The organism is Bradyrhizobium sp. Kon69 (assembly GCF_055807515.1).
In genome coordinates this window covers 1-17247 of record NZ_JBVVOS010000038.1, presented here as the reverse complement: position 1 = coordinate 17247, position 17247 = coordinate 1, and the positions used below count along the sequence as shown (strand labels likewise).

14 protein-coding genes and 1 pseudogene are annotated in these 17247 nt (G+C 57.4%); 5 read left to right on the top strand and 10 right to left on the bottom strand.

Going from position 1 to position 17247, the window contains the following annotated elements:
* Positions 1-908 precede the first annotated feature (908 nt).
* The 4 genes from AC0L3U_RS34600 to AC0L3U_RS34585 all read right to left on the bottom strand — a co-directional run bounded on the left by AC0L3U_RS34600 (position 909) and on the right by AC0L3U_RS34585 (position 5301).
* Positions 909-1739 carry an ABC transporter permease gene (locus tag AC0L3U_RS34600; RefSeq protein ID WP_259219405.1) on the bottom strand — a complete coding sequence of 277 codons (831 nt, stop codon included), beginning with the start codon at positions 1737-1739 and terminating at the stop codon, positions 909-911.
* A 4-nt stretch (positions 1740-1743) separates the two neighbouring features.
* Positions 1744-2994 (bottom strand): ABC transporter permease, encoded by a 1251-nt coding sequence (locus tag AC0L3U_RS34595; protein WP_259219403.1) that lies wholly within the window; start codon positions 2992-2994, stop codon positions 1744-1746.
* Positions 2995-3070: 76 nt separating this feature from the next.
* Entirely contained in the window at positions 3071-4132 is a 1062-nt protein-coding gene (locus AC0L3U_RS34590) for an ABC transporter substrate-binding protein (RefSeq protein ID WP_259219401.1), read from the bottom strand.
* A 74-nt stretch (positions 4133-4206) separates the two neighbouring features.
* The gene (locus AC0L3U_RS34585; RefSeq protein ID WP_259219399.1) at positions 4207-5301 is read right to left on the bottom strand and encodes an ABC transporter ATP-binding protein; all 1095 of its coding nucleotides are present in this window, start codon (positions 5299-5301) and stop codon (positions 4207-4209) included.
* 919 nt (positions 5302-6220) lie between these two features.
* Between AC0L3U_RS34585 and AC0L3U_RS34580 the strand changes: the two genes are divergently transcribed.
* From AC0L3U_RS34580 to AC0L3U_RS34565, 4 genes are all read left to right on the top strand, one after another.
* Positions 6221-7906, top strand: coding sequence for an MFS transporter (locus AC0L3U_RS34580; protein WP_259219398.1), 1686 nt, complete (start codon positions 6221-6223; stop codon positions 7904-7906).
* Between the two features lie 1125 nt (positions 7907-9031).
* A complete protein-coding gene (locus AC0L3U_RS34575; RefSeq protein WP_473364722.1) occupies positions 9032-9319 on the top strand; it encodes a hypothetical protein in 288 nt (95 codons plus the stop codon).
* Positions 9320-9330: 11 nt separating this feature from the next.
* Positions 9331-9885: an IS66 family transposase gene (locus tag AC0L3U_RS34570; RefSeq protein ID WP_374762408.1), complete on the top strand. Its 555-nt coding sequence runs from the start codon at positions 9331-9333 to the stop codon at positions 9883-9885.
* A gap of 163 nt (positions 9886-10048) precedes the next feature.
* A complete protein-coding gene (locus tag AC0L3U_RS34565; protein WP_374762407.1) occupies positions 10049-10243 on the top strand; it encodes a transposase domain-containing protein in 195 nt (64 codons plus the stop codon).
* A gap of 248 nt (positions 10244-10491) precedes the next feature.
* On the opposite strand, the gene AC0L3U_RS34560 is transcribed toward AC0L3U_RS34565, so the two are convergent.
* The 4 genes and pseudogenes from AC0L3U_RS34560 to AC0L3U_RS34545 form a co-directional block, all read right to left on the bottom strand.
* Positions 10492-11379, bottom strand: coding sequence for an acyl-CoA thioesterase (locus AC0L3U_RS34560; protein WP_259219396.1), 888 nt, complete (start codon positions 11377-11379; stop codon positions 10492-10494).
* A 362-nt stretch (positions 11380-11741) separates the two neighbouring features.
* Positions 11742-12668, bottom strand: coding sequence for a beta-keto acid cleavage family enzyme (locus AC0L3U_RS34555; protein ID WP_259265539.1), 927 nt, complete (start codon positions 12666-12668; stop codon positions 11742-11744).
* Between the two features lie 849 nt (positions 12669-13517).
* Positions 13518-13973, bottom strand: a pseudogene (locus AC0L3U_RS34550) (Lrp/AsnC family transcriptional regulator); the annotation flags it as partial.
* Between the two features lie 437 nt (positions 13974-14410).
* Positions 14411-14998 (bottom strand): P-loop NTPase family protein, encoded by a 588-nt coding sequence (locus AC0L3U_RS34545; RefSeq protein WP_259219394.1) that lies wholly within the window; start codon positions 14996-14998, stop codon positions 14411-14413.
* A 32-nt stretch (positions 14999-15030) separates the two neighbouring features.
* Between AC0L3U_RS34545 and AC0L3U_RS34540 the strand changes: the two genes are divergently transcribed.
* On the top strand, positions 15031-15867 hold the full coding sequence (locus AC0L3U_RS34540) for an IclR family transcriptional regulator (protein WP_259219393.1): 837 nt from the start codon (positions 15031-15033) through the stop codon (positions 15865-15867).
* 535 nt (positions 15868-16402) lie between these two features.
* Here the strand turns inward: AC0L3U_RS34540 and AC0L3U_RS34535 are convergent.
* Positions 16403-16576: an SDR family NAD(P)-dependent oxidoreductase gene (locus AC0L3U_RS34535; RefSeq protein WP_259219391.1), complete on the bottom strand. Its 174-nt coding sequence runs from the start codon at positions 16574-16576 to the stop codon at positions 16403-16405.
* Between the two features lie 191 nt (positions 16577-16767).
* Entirely contained in the window at positions 16768-16866 is a 99-nt protein-coding gene (locus AC0L3U_RS34530) for a hypothetical protein (RefSeq protein WP_259219453.1), read from the bottom strand.
* Between the last annotated feature and the right edge of the window lie 381 nt (positions 16867-17247).

Below are 17247 nucleotides of genomic sequence, written 5' to 3'. Positions count from 1 at the left end.
CCGATCTTCGTCGCGGTATCGCTGACGCTGCTGTCGACCGTGCTAGGCGCATTCGGCCTCAGCGTGACAAACTTTTCCTAGCGAACAGCGGCGATAACCGTTCTGATCTCGCCCATCATCGTGGCGAACTCCGGTCGGGGTGTTTTTTCATGCCAATGTCGGATTGCTCAACAGCTATGGCCTCGAGAAAATGACGTCCGGGCGTTCACCGACTTCGGAATCGAAACCTCAGTGAGCGGATCAGGTTCTAGGCGAGAACCCTGGACTGCTTGAGCGTAACCCTGCGGCCCACGCCGAATGCATAGCGATGACACGCATATCTGAAGATATCGAGTGGCTGGCTGGCCACTTTCAGCCGTAGTCGCCGAACGTTGAGAGGCCGCCGGCTGCTGCGGACGGGCGAGTGCCCGGCGAGCCAAGGCAGCGCCTATGAGTCGGCCGCGTCCATTATCACGCGCACGCTGGGTCCGTTTTGAGCTGGATAGATTACCGATAATCACGAAGTCGCCGTGCCTGAATTTGGATTATGTAGATATGTCCGCTCTCGGAGCAGACAACAGGAAGCCTTCATCGACATAGTAAGGCGCACAAATCCTCCCGGAACCCTGAACACTGGCCGCTGGAGAGATCGTTATGGATGTCGATAATGGTCTACGCGGTAGCCGTTTGGATCGCTTCAAGGAGGTGCTGTGGCAAAGCCGGACCAGACGAAGTCATGGTCCGGAAGGGCAGACGGTTCAGCGAGCTGAACCGACCACCTCACCTCCTCCGGTAACGGAAAGGCTTCTTCCGTCCATTTTGCTCGTGACGGACCCTGTCGATTTGCCGCGAGAGTCAGCAGCTCAAGTCAAATGCCCCGGAAGGTTTCCGAATTGGCGCGGCACGGTCTCGACCTCCGGCAGAGACCGTCAGGTATTTCTGATACCGCGCAGGCGCTCCGAACGTGCGCGGAGCAGTTCGACGGAGAGCAGCACGGCAGTGGTGAGCAGGATCAGCACGGTGGCGGCGGCGACGATCGTCGGGCTAACTTCCTCGCGGATGCCTGAAAACATCACCATTGGCAACGTACGCTGTTCGGGACCAGCGATGAAGAGCGCAATAACTAGCTCGTCGAAGGAGGTCAGGAAGGCGAAGAGCGCGCCTGAGACCAGGCCCGGTAGGATCAGCGGTAGGACGATATTGAAAAATATAGTAATTGGCCGTGCGCCAAGGCCAGCGGCTGCGCGAGTCAGTGAATGATCGAAACCTGTCAGTGTTGCAGTCACGGTGATGACTACGAAGGGCGAAGCCAGGATGGTGTGCGCCAGAATCAGCCCGACATAACTGTGAAGCAACCCAATTTGCGCATAGAAGAAATACAGGGCAACCGACGTGATCACCACCGGTACGATAATGGGTGTGATCAACAAGCCCATCACCGCTGCACGCCAGGGGAAATTGGTTCGACTGAGCCCCAATGCTGCCAGTGTGCCCAATGTGGTCGATAGCAGCGTGACCGCCAGCGCGATAGAAGTCGATGCATGCAGCGCGTGCTGCCAACGCTCGGTGAGAAAGAATTCCTCATACCAGCGTAGCGATAGGCCTGGCATTGGGTAACTGAAGAAAGGAATAGAATTGAATGATAGTGGAATAATCGTGAAAATCGGCGAGATCAATAGCAGCAGGATTGCACCGCAAATCAGCCGGTGCAGGTAGTACCAGCCCCTCTCAACCGGAGTGGCGTAAACCGAAACGGCCATCTTCTTATCCCATCTTCAACTGGTCGGCGCCGACCAACTTGCTATAGACATAGTAGAGTAAAAGGGTTGCCGTCAGCAGAATGGCGCTCAGCGCTGAGGCCATCCCCCAATTAAGCTGTTCGTTTGTGTAGGAGGCTATGAAAGAGCTAACCATTTGGTCAGCCGGCCCTCCGACAAGCGCAGGGGTTATGTAGTAGCCTAGACACAGAATGAACGTCAAAAGGCAGCCCGCGGCTATGCCCGGCAAGGTTTGCGGAAAATAGATCATCCAAAAGGCGTAGAACGGACCAGCGCCGAGCGAGCGAGCTGCGCGCAAATAGCTGGGCGAAATCGTTTTCATGACGCTGAAGATAGGAAGCAGCGTGAAAGGCAGCTGGATATGGGTCATGGCCACGATCGTCCCGACTCGATTGTAGATGAGCTCGGCAGGCTGCGAAATTACATGCAACGCCATCAGTATTTCGTTGACCACTCCGTTCTGCTGCAGGAGGATGACCCACGCGGTGGTACGCACCAACACCGATGTCCACAGCGGCAGCAGGATTAGGATTAGCAGTAGATTTGCGACTTTAGGCGGCAAAGTCGCCATGAGATGAGCGACTGGGAAGCCAAGCAGCAGGGTCGCGATGGTCACACCGATGCTGATGCCGAACGTACGCAGGAAGATATCGCGGAAGATTGCGTTTTCTGGCGGTACGGGAACGATCTGGCTGTTTGAACCGTACTGGTAATCGAGTGAGCGCAGCAGGTAAAAGGCCGTATAGGCTGAGCTTCCGCGCGTCAGCAGGCTCCAGACGTCGAGCCGCCCCCAAAGCGGATTAATCTGGATCATGGCCTCCTTATAGGGGCCGACGGAAAGCGTGCTCGCCTTGCGAGCGCTCGACAAAACCTCGCTGAGGGCGCCTGGCAGCTCATAGTTCATCCGTTGACCAATCCGGGCTATAGTCTTTTGCGCCAACGCCGCCTTGAGGTCTCTGGCGAGAGCGGCGTAGACGGTCTCCTCGGGCAGGTCCTTGCCGTCCCATTCTCTTAGCGCGGTCATCGTCTGTGGCATCAGAGTCACCAGCGTGTCGTCATGAACCGCGCCGAACATCATTCGGCCGATCGGCAGTACCAAACCCACCAGCACTAGAAGCAGGAGCGGCAGAACGAGGATGAAGGCTTTGAACTTCTGCTGGCCCTCGACAGATCGCAATTTGCGACGCAGAGAAATGCTTCCAGAGCCGTCGCCGATTTGAACGCCGGTCATTGACATTGACTAGATTCCTTTGATTGTCCGGCTGATGCTACAAGGAGAAGCCTCCCTGCGGCGAAGTCTTTGCTTCTCGGCCTTACTGCGCGAGCCACCGCGTAAATCGCTCGCGAATTTCATCGCCTTTCGCGGCCCAAAATGCTGCGTCGACCGGAATAGCTTCAGTGACGCTCTCGGGGGCATTTAAGAACGATACGATCGCCGGATCAACCAGCGCGACTGCGTCCTTGTTTGCCGGCGGGTTGGCGGTGTCGTTCGCGATGTCTGCCTGGACCCGGGGCGAACCGGCGAAAGCCAGGAACTTGTAGGCATCCTGCAGATGCCGAGCGCCCCTGGGAATTACCCAAGCATTCCCGTTTACCATGGCCGCATCCCACATAATTACGAAGTGCTGGCCGGCGTTCTGGACCGCGTCAAAGATTCTGTTGCCCCAGGCTTGGCTCATGACGACCTGACCATCGGCGAGAAGCTGCTGTGGCTGAGCTCCGGCCGTCCACCAGACGACGTCCTTCTTGATTGTGTCGAGCTTTCTGAAGGCGCGGTCGAGTCCCTCGGGTGTGTTGAGGATCTTGTAGATATCCTTGGCAGGTACTCCGTCGGCTATCAGGGCCCATTCGAGATTGATGTCGGGACTCTTATAAAGTCCCCTCTTGCCGGGGAAGGTCTTCAGATCGAAAAAATCAGCGATGGTCTTCGGACCGTTGGGCAGCTTGTCCTTGTCAAAAGCGATGACGTTCCCAGAGGCATTGCTCGGGACCGCACAGTCCGCGTAGTCGGCCCCCTGGAACTTGGCCCGGTCGAGGCCAAGCTTCTTCCAATCAATCGTCTCGATGTTACCCTCGGCGCACAATCGCGTGGCTTGAGACGCCGTCACCAAGACCACATCCCAAATCACGGTATTCGTGTCAACCATGGCGCGGATTTTCGCAGTGTTGTAATCATATTCAGCTTCAGTGATCTTGATCCCGCTATTCTTTGTGAAGGGATCGAACGCGTTTTTGCGCAGAACCTTGCCGAACGATCCGCCTCCGTGGGTGATCGTGAGCTGATCGGCCGCGAAGGCCGACTTCGTTGGCACAAGCGTACTCGCGGCTAGGCCGAGTGCGGCCAAAGCGCATGTAATCAACAGTGGCTTTCCCATTATCCCTCCCCTTACGAGGTCTCCCGTGACGAGGACCTCATTGCACTTGCCCGCATTCCTAAATTGGAAGGCCGTCATGGTGTATCGAGCGCTCGACAATCCTCGGTTTTCCAGCCGATGGTGATTACCGCCCCAGGCTCAACCTGCACCGTGCCTTCCGAATTCGGCAATTTGACTACAAAATCATCATGGCCGCAGACCGAAATTCGGGTTCGCACGTGATCACCCAGATAGATCACCTCTCCGACTTGCGCGCTGAAGATGTTGGGAAGCGAGCCTGGCGCCGGGTTCAACTTCACCCGCTCCGGCCGCAATGACAGCACCGTCGGTTGGCCAATCGCTTCGACATTGATGGCCAGAGCCTGCACGTTGCCGGCTCCCGGAATCTCCACGCTGCAAGTCGCACCATTCATCGCCACGATCTTGCCGCGCAGCCGATTGTTCTCGCCGATGAACTGGGCGACGAAAGCGTTCTGCGGACGTTCGTAAAGCTCGGCCGGCGCGGCCAGTTGCTGGACGTTTCCGTCGTTGAACACGGCTATGCGGTCGGACATGGTCAATGCCTCGCTTTGATCATGTGTCACATAGACCACCGTCACGCCGAGATCCTCGTGGATGTGCTTGATCTCGAGCTGCATGTGTTCGCGCAGTTGCTTGTCCAGCGCGCCGAGCGGCTCATCCATCAGCACAAGCTTGGGATCGAAGACGAGCGCACGGGCAAGCGCGACGCGCTGTTGCTGGCCACCGGAAAGCTGTCCGGGCCGGCGGCCGCCATAGCCGCCGAGCCGGACCATGTCGAGCGCACGCTTGATCCTGGCCTCTCTCTCCGACTTGCCGAGCTTACGTACCTTGAGCGGGAAAGCGAGGTTCTCCTCCACAGTCATATGAGGAAACAGCGCGTAATTCTGGAACACCATACCAATGTCGCGCTTGTGCGGGGGCGTGTTATTGATCGAGCGCCCCGCCAGCAGGATTGAGCCACGCGTGGGCGCCTCGAAACCTGCGAGCATCATCAGCGTTGTCGTTTTGCCCGAGCCGGAGGGCCCTAACATCGTCAGAAACTCACCGCGGGGAATGTCCAAATCGAGATTCTTAACGACAAGCGTCTCGCCGTCGTAGGTCTTCTGAACGCCGGAAAATTCCACAAAGGCATCGTTCGTGCCTGGCATCGATATTGTTTCCTTCCCGGTGCAACCCGATCCTTCCGGCGCTGCAGCGTCCAACGAGGACTTCACCAGAATACTTTTGTTTACGGATTGTAGTTCTTTGCGCGCGCGATCCGCCCCGCGCGGACAGACAGCTATGACTCCATTCGATTCTCCTGCCAAACCTGCGCTCCTTCCAAACAGCGTTTCCGTTCCGCGCGCCTGCGGCTCAGACTATTTTTATGTTTGCGAAGTACTATCGGGCTACTTAAGCCGAGTTCCATTAATGTGATCCATCCAGCAGCCGAAATCCTGCGCCAGCTCGGCTGAATGCGAAGTTCTATGGCAAAGGCCCTTTAGCGCGACGCAAAATAGTGAAGATTGGCGCAAGGCCGGACAACTCTTTCATCCAACCGGAGCAGCTGAGGCTCAATCCAGCCCACCTGCCCCAAGCGCGGCTTTTCCTCGCTCATTCGAGTAAAACGCCAAAAACCGTTCTACCGATTTCTATAGAATGCTCAATTGACGATGCTTTGATGGAATTCGCAAACCAGCTTCGAAGCAGCCCAAAATATTGCCGCTCTCCAAATTATCGAGAACATGCAGCCCTTAAAAAATTGGCGGCGGCCCAACTACGGGCCCGCTGACACATCAGCTGCCGTTTCGCAATCGGGCGCGGCAAGCTACATTCTGCTGTCTTATCGCGGCTTGCATCAAGTTCGGGATCGATGTCGGGAAGGGAGAGAATACACGATCACCGGTTTTGCTAAGCGGCCGCTACGCTGGGTTGACATCAGTGGCATATCCCAGGGACTAAATGGACGCCGGGCGGTATCGTTGACGCTTAGCCTTGCAGGACCAACGTCAGTTTCCCTCGCGCGCTCGCCAGAGGGCGAGCTTCGGACTCCATCTTCGATTGTTCGGCGGTGAGGCAGGAATCAAAATGACCGACTCTCCCAAGCTTTCGACGTTCAAGGCCGAAGGGATCACTGCGCCGTTCCGCTATGCCACGTTCCGTCGCATCTGGCTCGCAAGCCTGCTTTCAAATTTGGGCGCACTGGTTCGGGGCGTCGGCGCGGCATGGGCGATGACCCAAATGACGTCATCAGCCGACAAAGTCGCGCTCGTCCAGACCGCATTGTTGCTGCCCGTTATGCTGATCTCTATGCCAGCCGGTGCGATCGCCGACATGTACAATCGGCGCGTGGTGATGCTCGTCTCCTTGGGCATCTCGCTCGCGGGTGCGACCACCCTAACTGCGCTCGCCTGGCTCGGGCTGGTCACACCGGATTTGTTGTTGGTATTATGTTTCGTGATCGGCAGCGGGATCGCCTTGATGGATCCTGCCTGGCAGTCCTCCGTCAGCGAGCAGGTGCCTTCAGAATCACTCCCGGCAGCGGTCGCGCTGAACAGCATCAGCTACAATATCGCACGCAGCGTAGGACCAGCGATCGGCGGCATTGTGGTTGCGACCGCAGGCGCGGTAGCTTCCTTCGCTTTGAACGCTTTTCTATATCTTCCGCTGATTGCGGCGCTATTCTTGTGGCGACGAACTTCAGAACCTTCGCATCTTCCCCCGGAAAAGCTAAATCGGGCCATGGTTTCGGGGGTCCGTTACATCGCGAATTCGCCTTCGATTAAAATCGTTCTGGTCCGCTCCATGATTACCGGCGTGATTGGTGGCGCCATTATAGCACTGATGCCGCTGGTGGCGCGCGATCTCCTCGGCGGCGATGCCCAGACCTACGGGATTACGCTCAGCGCATTCGGTTTGGGGGCAGTGATCGGAGCGCTGAATTTGCCTGAAGTGCGGAAGCGTATGAGCGGAGAGGCAGCGATCCGCGCCTGTGCACTGTCGATGGGTGGCGCGCTTGCCGCAGTAGCTCTCAGCCGCGAGTTGATCTTGACATCGGTCGCGCTTATCCTCGCGGGCGCCGTGTGGATGTTGGCGTGGGCGCTGTTCAATATCGGGGTACAATTATCGGCGCCGCGCTGGGTGGCAGGACGCTCGCTCGCGGCGTACCAGGCGGCTAGCTCAGGTGGAATTGCCGTCGGTAGCTGGGGATGGGGACACCTGACCGATGCCGCCGGCGTCGAATCGGCACTCTTGATATCAGCCGGCCTGATGTTCATTTCTCCGCTGTTTGGGCTATGGCTCCGTATGCCCCGCATCAACGCGCGAAGCGAGGACGCCGAGGCGTTAGCGCATCCTGAGGTTCGGCTCCCTTTGACCGATCGTAGTGGACCGCTTGTCATAGAGATCGAATATCGCGTGTCACAAGAGAACGCGCGCGCTTTTCACAATGTGATGCAGGATGTGCAGCTGTTCCGAAAACGGAACGGCGCCTATGGTTGGTCCATTGCACGCGACATTGCCGATCCTGAACTATGGACCGAGCGCTACCATTGTCCCACATGGCTTGATTATCTGCGTCAACGCAACCGCTCCACCCACTCCGAACGGGCGCTTGATCATCAAGCTGCGTCCTTCCACATCGGTCCGGATCCCGTGCGCGTCCGTCGGATGCTCGAGCGCCCGTTCGGATCGGTGCGGTGGAAGGACGACGTGCCCGACCGCGCCGCCAATGACGTGTTGTTTGGTGATTATAAGCGGAGCCGAACTCCCTAGTAGAAGTAGTCATTCCGTGTAAGCTTTTCTACGCCAAGCCGGCAGGTGTCATCCACGTCTAAGGTCGGCAAGCGAATGACGTTTTCCAGGAATACGAGAAATGCGCCGGGTCGGCTTCAGCTTAATCTGGAGCTGCGTGTGGGCTGCTAGCCACGACCATGGTTAGCTGCCTCACTTCTGCAAAAAAGGCAGTGTCGACGCGAACTCCGCAACAACGCTGGCTTCCGAAGCGCGTCCTTTCTGGCTTCTATCGGAGGTCAGGCTTACTTTCTGAGGCGGCTGAAGCTTCGCACAACCAACTTGGGGAAGGGCGATAAAAAAGGGGGCCACTCCCGAAGGAATGGCCCCCTAAGTCAGGGAGGAAATGCCCCCCAAGGGAGGCCTCTGGGAATCAGGCCGCAGCCTGTTCGATCGGTGAAAAAAGACAGCCGGGGAGGCTCGGCCACGGCCTTACAAATCAGCTGGCCCCCGATAGACATTCAGGCCTGCGCGCCAATGGGGATTTTCAAGCTCGGATGCACGAGTCTTGTCAGCCAGAGCCAAATCGAACGACAGATTGGCGCTATTCAGAGCCTCGCGCGACGTGAGCGATAGAGGCCCAAGGATATATTGCCTACGCAGCAATGGACGACGCCATCCACGTCCTAGGTGGAATTTGCGTCCGTCGGCGCATGGGAAGCATTCGCTTTCGTCGACAGCAACCTCGACGAGGACCGATCTTGGGATTGAACTCATATGCTGATCTCCGGACTGGATGTCCCTTATAATCAAAAAAGCGGGATTAACTTGCCACGTAGGACGATGAATGGCGCAGACTTTCGGCAACTTTTGTGCCTGCGCGCAGAATTCCAGAGGAGACACAAATAGGCGGCAGATCAGCCGAATCGAGAGTGTTTGCCGCCTATGCTTTCGCGGCGTGCCGACCTTTTTCGAGCGCTCGCTTTGGCTGCCAAAGAAGTCCACGAACAAACGCGCGCCGGCTTAAAGACGGCGCATGTACCTGCAGTGTGATATTTGCGGTAAAGCTCTCGATCAATATGATCACCTGCGCGAGCCCGTCGTCATTGAGGCTCCGACGCCTGTGCCTGCTGCGGTGGATCGCGGCTGGCCAAGATCGGTGAGGATGTGAATAGGACGTTGGAGGAGATCCCGCGCCGCTTCAAGCTGATCGAGACGGTGCCCAAGAAGTTCACCTGCGCGATTACGAGAAGATCAGTCAGCCGCCTGCACAAGCCGCGCGGCTTCATCGGCCCACAATTGCTGGCGACGATCCCATTCGACAAGTTCGGCTTGCATATCACGCTCAACCGCCAGAGTGCGCGCTTCAGTGCGAGGGGATCGACCTACCATTGTTCGAAGCTGGCCGACCAGGTCAGCCACTGGACCTTCGCCGTCTCCCGCTCTTCTACTTGATCGAATGCTATGTGCTCGCTGCCGGGCACCTTCATGGCGATCTCAAGACCATCGGTATCCTGGCGAAGGGCAAGTGCACGACTGGGCGGATCTGGACTATGTGCGGGATGACCGGCCCTGCGCCGCCGACGGCGGCCTATTACGCCTCAAGCGACCGACGAGGCGAGCATCCCCAGAAGCATCTGGCTGCCTTCGCCGGAATCCTGCAAGCCGATTTCTGCAACGGCTCCAAGCCGCTGTTCGACCCGCAGACCAAGGTGCTGCCGATTACGCCGGCGCTCTGCTTTGCCCATGCGCGGCGGGGCTTCTTCGAGCTGGCTGACATCGAGAAAAATGCTGGGAAGGTAAGAAGTGCATACTGGTCTCTCCGATCGCGCTTGAGGCGGTCGGATGCCTCGATGCCTTGTTCGAGATCGAGCCGTCATCAACGGTCGCGGCGCCGACGAGCGGCGCGCCGTGCGCTAGGATGCGCTAGGAAAAGAGCAAGTCGCTTATGGAGAACATGCACGCCCGGTTCCCGCGTGAGCGCGAAGCCCTCTAGCGCTCCTCCCAGGTCCTCAACCTGATCAACTACATCCTCAGGCGCTGGGACGACTTCGCCGCTTCCTCGAAGATGGCAGGATCCGCTTGACTAGCAATTGTGCTGAGCGCGCGTTGAGGGGCTCGCATTGGGACGGCGCAAGTGGACCTTTCGCCGGTAGCTCGCGTAGCGCCGAGCGTGCCGCCATCATGCTGACGACGATCACGACTTGTCGCATCAACGACGTCGATCCTAAGGGTTGGCTCACCGACATCCTCGCCCGTATCGCCGATCTTCCCGCACCGCGTCCGCGCGAACTGCTGCCTGACAATGGAAGCTGCTCCGCCAAACCGACAAGCCCGCCGATGAGCGGGCGGCCTGACCGTCACGCAGCGCCATCATAGAGGTTGCGGTGTCGTTCGCTTCTGAACCCGGCTTAGAACGCCTTCGACATCGGCACGGAGGCTGCGTGTTGGACAATACCCGTTCAGATAATTAACCAGGCTCGGCTCTCCAGTTCGCACATACTCTGTTGTAACTAGCTGCCCGCACCTCGGACCAGGCTTAATGGCGGCCGAGATTCTGACCGAGACACCGCAACGAAACGCGGCGCTGTTCGCCTTTCTAGTCCCCTTGATCTGCTGTCCCGACTTCAGCTCCGCGTGCGGATCAGCCCTTCCTGCGCCGCCGAGGCGACGAGGCATCCGTCCTGGGTGAAAAACCGGCCGCCGGTGAGGCCGCGCGCGCCACTCGCTGATGGGCTGTTCATGACGAACAGCAACCACTCGTCCATGCGGAACGGACGGTGAAACCAGAGGGCATGATCCAGGCTGGTCGAATACAAGCCGGGCGTGACCGAAGTCAGCGCATGCGGCCGCAGGACGGTCCCTAAGAGGTTCAAATCCGACACATAGGCCAACAGGGCGCGGTGCAGCACCGGACGATCCGGGAGCGTGCCCAGGGCACGATACCAGACGCTTCGCAGCGGCGGTATTGCCTCGGCGTTTAGGATGCCGATTGGGTCTACAGGACGGACCTCGATCGCACCTTCGAACGACAATTGCTCGCGAGCCGCATTGGGGATCCTATCTGACATCCTGTCGATGTGCTTGCGAGCAATCTCGGCCTGAGACAACAGGCCCTCCGGTCCGGGCACCTGCGGCATTGGGTCCTGATGCTCGAACCCGGGCTCTTCACGATGGAAGGACGCTGTCAATGTGAAAATTGTACGGCCATTCTGAATTGCGTCCACTCGACGGGTGGCGAAGCTCTTGCCGTCTCGGACCCGTGCCACCTCGTAAGTGATCGGCTTGTGCTCATCACCCGATTGAAGGAAATGGCCGTGGACCGAATGGGCGGCCTGGTCCTCGCGAACCGTCTGTTCGGCAACCACTAAGGACTGCGCCAGGAACTGTCCTCCGAACACGTAGCCCCACTTGAGGTCCAGGCTGTGGGCGCGGAACCGGTCTATCTCGATACGTTCAGGCTCGAGTATCTCAAGCACCTGCTTCAGTGAAGCTGCTCTATCACGGTGAGGCATGGCTGGGGAACCTTTGTGAAAGTCATGGCGACTGAACCGAAGTGAGCGTTCAGCCGCACCTCATTTTGTGATGAAGTCGGCTATTACCGCCCAGGACACCGTCTCCGAGGAGCTCGATGGTTTGCGGTCGCGTCTCCCGCGGCGCGAATATCAAAGGATAGGCTTTGATTTGTCCGGCAGGGACTTCGAGCTCACTGAGCTTGGGCGGGCAGCTCACCATAGCGGTCAGCAAAGCACCTTGCCCGGTACTAAGCTCCATCTTCAGCTACGTTCAAAGCGCCGCAGCTTTGGAAGGGAGTGAGAATAGCCTGATCGAGGGTATTCTCGACCAGGCCGTTGGTTTCCGCCCGCGTAGGGCAATGCTATCCGCGCTTCACAACACCAAGAATGTTCCGAGCCTCGGCCGGGGTCGCGACGCTTGCTCCCATACGCTCGATAATTCCCACTGCATTCTCCACGAGCTGGGCGTTTGATGCGAGCACGCCACGTCGCAGATAGAGATTGTCTTCCAACCCAACTCGGACGTGTCCGCCTAGTCCAACCAGCTGGGGGACCGTTGCCATTTGGACCGCGCTGCAGCCAAATCCAGCCCAGATGGCCCCCGCGGGCAAGATGTCTCTCATTGCCTGCATAACGATTGGCACAGCGGGAGCGCCATAGCCTGTGCTGAGGCAGAATTGAAAGAGCGCAGGATTATCAACTTTCCCTTCCGAGATTAGCTGCTTGGCCGTTTCGATGTGACCGAGCTCGAAACATTCGAGCTCGGGTTTCACCCCAGCATCTCGCATAAGCGTTGCCATCTCTCGCAGATCAGACATACGCGCAACAAAGATGCTCTCCCCAAAGGTGAGCGTGCCGCAATCGAGAGTCGCAATCTCCGGCTGAAGCTTGATTGCGTGGACGCAGCGCCCCAGGGGCGTTTTGAGCGACGTCGCTTTGCTGATAGTGACCGGATCAAGGGATTCAAGCGATATGCTCCCGTCCATTCCGCAGGTCAAGTTGATGATGACATCAGTGGCCGCATCCCGCAGCCTTTTGACGACCTGCTCATAAAGTTCGAACTTGTTTGATGCTGCTCCGCTTTCTGGGTCGCGGACGTGAATATGGACGACTGCAGCCCCCGCCTTCGCAGCGTCCAGCGCCGCATCTGCAATTTGCGACGGCGTCTTCGGAATGCCTGGATGCTTCTCAAGGGCTGGTGAACTCGAACCGGTGACCGCACATGTGATGATGACTTGTCGAGACATCATGGACTCCTTAGTTGATCGGCATATTGAACGTTCAGACATGGACTATGACCCCTCGGAATGAAGCTCAATTTCATAGGTCCGCGCTGCAATGAATCCGGTGTCGGTCGACACCCGAATAAAGTTGTCTTGCAACCCCATCCGCTTGTGACCGATCCACACATAAATCCTTCATTCTGTGCGCCTCGTTGCTGCCTTTATTGGGAGATGATGCATTTTTCGGGCGCCTGAGCGGAAGGTTCGCTGTTTTTTGCAGCGTCATGAGAAAGGCATGTGATGCCTTGGCGGCTCTGTGAGTTCACGCACCAATGGAAGCGACTTGATTAAAGATAGAGCACCTGCGGATAACCGGATCAGAACGACATGAGCCGGCGCTTGGGAAGTGACACCGAGTAGGAGCTGAATCTGCTGGTGACGATGTTAACCTCCTCCACCGCCGCCGTATCCATCACCGAGCGTGGCACCCCCGAGCACATCGGCAGGCACTCGCCGTCCGAGGGCTCAACGCACCGGCGACTTTTCGCTTAGTGAGGTAGGTCGCTACTCTGACTGGGTCTGCGGAACATATCGTTGCGGCTATTCCGGATTATCGTTGTCCTTTGTCGATCCGCTCCGGATGATCGCTCGTAGCCGTCTCGACGGGGGAAGATGCGTCCGGCCACCGAATGAGCGGCCGAGTCGCAAAACTCACGAGATCACTTCACAGGCATGCCTACTGTCTGCGCCGTGGGTAAGAGGTGAAAATGGCGGTATCAACCGCGACGATTGCAATCAGCTAGATCCGAAGATCGCTGCAGTGGGATGCCTCCTGCCGTTGCTTTGGCTAAGGATGCGTTCCCGGACTTTACGAGCTGGAGCGACCGGGCTTTTGTCCTCGTTAGAGGCGGTCGCCTCGATCGGGACGGTGAACCCGCACTTAACCCGATCCATCACCACGTGAGTCTCGAAGCATTTGATATCAGGATTTTCAGACAACCTGCGCGTAAACTCCTCGTAATCGTCCATGCTCGTCGCGGTGATTACCAGAACGAAGTCGCTTTCTCCGGTGACGTAATAGCCGCTCATGATTTCGGGTGTAGCCCGAATCGACTGTTTAAAGCGGTCAATGATCGCGGCTCGTCCCCGCTCCAACGTTACGAAGACGATCATCGTAATCGGACGGCCCACGGCTTTTGGTGACACGATCGAAACATCGGCTAAGATAACGCCGGTCGCACGCAAGCGTTTGAGGCGTCGCTGTACGGCAGTAGGAGACAGGTTTACGATCGCACTGAGTTGGTCCGACGTCAGCCGGTTGTCCTTCTGCAGAGCCGTCAGTATTCGCGCGTCAATGCGATCGATTCTCATGAGGAGCTCCTACATCCACCTAAGCTGCAAGTGGATCTACTTGAGGTTTCATATGACACCAACCTACGAGGACGCCGTGCAGTGCTCGAGGGGGCGCCAAGCGCGAAACTGTTGCCCAACCACGTCGAGAAGAGATCCACGATCCGTTTTCCCAACCGGAAAAGCATCAAAGCGCAAGCCGTAACAATCGCCGCCAATCTAGCGATCACCCCGGGCGATACGCCCACCACATCGAAACACAAAATTGCGGTCGACGGACAGGTGGGTGTTCGCGCGCTAAATCCAAAGCAATTGGTCTCGCCAATGAAGGTCGCAACACAGCGGGTTCGCGAAGATTCATACATTCCTCTGGCGTTCCGATCGGCTCCACGTTGCCGTCATTCATCGCCACAATCCGATCGCACATGCGGCATCATTATTTGTTCTCAGGTGACGGTTCACCACGCTGCCTCCAGGGGCTTCTGCAGACGCTTTAATTCAAGCTGAGTGCTCCCGAAGCCTTTCACAAAGTTATGGCTGAGAAGACAACTGCGGGCGAATGCACCTCGCCGCTGTCGGTCATCCGACAGCTGGCGAAACATACAGCGCTGGTAATCATCGAGCTGAAACATACTGAGCGCTTCGGCCACACGGGTGCGAAGCTCGGAGCCGGACAGTCCACGCATTTTCAGCGCGAATGCCACGCTTTCGAAAATCGAGGGGTGTAGGAACGACTCGTCGAAACACCACAGGATATTTCGCTGCACTCTTGCAGCCCAGGTGAGGACGGAGGACGGACGGTTCGGCCAGAGGTTCGTACCTTGAACACGGTAACTAGCATTGAAGCGGTTGTTTTGTCCAAGCCTCCAAGTCCGAAAAAAGCGGCCAACTCGCCCGCTGGGTCGTGGAACCGGAACACCATTGACCGCCCGCGTGGCGCTGTACTGCTTGCAGACTCGCTCCCACCTCAGTGACTCGCCGGACATATTCTCCTCCCGAAACCATTGCAAATAATGCAATTGTGTTGCATAAAGTGACAGGTGCATGAACTCCTGTCAAGAGAATCCGAGGTACTTCGATGAATTCTGGCAGACGTTCCCAGAGCCATGGCGACCGAACCGTCGGAGAGGTTACGACCGTCCAGCGAGCAATCGATCTGCTAAGGGTTGTCGGCGCGAGTGAAAAGCCGAGCGGTGTGAATGAGATTGCGCGCCGGCTAGGAAAGCATGTCAGTGCCGTGTCCAGGACACTGGCGACTCTTGGACACAACGGATTCGCCGAGCGCAACGAAGAGACTGGCCGGTTTGTCCTCGGAGTTGAACTTATCGCGCTCGCGAGCAGACTTCTTGCTGAACTCGATGTGGTCAGGGTGGCGAGGCCCTATCTGGAAGAACTTGCCAGAAGTACGAGAGAAACGGCCTCGCTCAGTCTTTGGAATAAGACCGAGGCGATCAACATCGAGCATGTACTTGGTCCCGGGTCCATTAAGCACATCGCAGCACCCGGGCGGCGCAATCCAGCCCACTGCACGGCTAGCGGAAAAGCCATGCTGTCGCAAATGCCAGGCTTTACGCTGGAGGAGGTTTTGACACTCGGCCTCGAATCCTTTACGGACCGTACGATCACTGATCCGAGCGCGCTTGAACGCGAGCTGTGCAGCATTCGCGAGCGAGGATACGCGCTCAACGTAGGAGAGTTCATTCCGGAGATCGCCTCGATCGCCGCCGTGGTCCTCGATCGGAGGGGACGAGTTGCGGCCGCAATCGCCATCACCATGCCGGTCTTTCATTTTACTCAGCAAGGCGAACGACAGCTGGCGCCCGTTGTCATGAACGCGGCGGCAACTATCTCACAGCGTCTCGGACATCGCGTTGCAAAGCCGTCTGATCAACAAACATCCCGGCGGCCGGACTGAAGGATTTGGAGATCGATCATGCTGATGCATAGATGCAAGTGATCCGTGGCATGATCGACCGAGGAACATGCGAGATAGCAGCACGCAGACGCAGTGCCCGCCTTCTCGGACGCTACGGTCTAGATGCCTTTTGCGTCCAGACGATCGAACATTTTGTACGGCGCACGTTGTCTTCCTTCTAGGAGCCTACCCTTGGCGGCACCTGCCTGAGTATTTTGGTCGGGCGCGCCGAAATCACTTAGAGATCCTGCGTAGCTTGGTCAGCAAGTCCCTTCGCCGACGGCGATAGCTCGGGCACAAAAAGCAACGCTGACGTTCGCGGCTTGGCCACACCTACGACTCATGCAAGTGTCAGAGCGCCATCTATGGCTACCGTTGCCAGTACCAAAGCTCGCCCCAAAACCAAGATAGGTGATGAGATCAGCACTTTCGGCCGGCTCCGCCACCCGCTTCAGCAAGGTTTTTTCAATGCCTCGCCGGAGAGATTCCTCCGGCCAGCGCATCCAAGGGTATAGATCCAACATTGACCCGCACCTCAGGAGAAAGTGCGCGCGCGAGATTTTTTAGTAAGGTTTATCACTCCTGCTTTCGCTGCACCGTACACGATTGTGCTGCTGGGATAATCGAAACCACCGATCGATGCCACGTTTACGATCGCTCCTCTTGATTCTTTCAAGGCTGGCGCTGCAGCCTTGCTGCATCGGAACACACTCGTCAATCACCTGAAAAAGGAAGGGCCAAAGCTCCTCCGTCATGAGGTCGAGGCGCGCAGCTGGAATGGACACCTTCACTCCTGGAGATCCGGCATTGTTGACAAGCAAGTCCAGCCTGCTAACTTTGGATACTGCCTTGGAGATCATCAATTCGGTTCCGGATTACTTACGTATCCAGGAGCTGCTATTACATTGCCCAACGTCCGCAGACCTGCAACTGCTTGCGAGCGCGTTCATCATCAGGCAGAAAATTCAAAGCGACTGCTGCACCGGATTCGACAAGCATCTTCGCCGCCGCAAATCCGACACCACTTGTGGCTCCCGTCACAATCGCCGCTTTGTCCCTCAAATTGTACGAGATCATCAGCCCACCGCGCATTGAGACGTGTCACAAGATATATTAGACGTTCTGTTTACGTCCGCGAGAAGTGCTTAGCTTGTAGGGCGTCGGAAGATCGCGTCTGGCTCGCGAGAGCAGTTCCTTGGTACAGTGTGGGCTTAATGCCGGAGATCCCGTAAGCATTAAAGTCACCGGCGGACCAACGACCGAGCCATGGTCGCAGCGTTAGGCGGCGTTGGCCGTCCGTGAACAAGGCTCTAAGCGATTGAGCAGGAGTCAGTTTTTCGGTTGCGGTGGCATTTGAGATTGCAGGGATTGGGGGCTTGA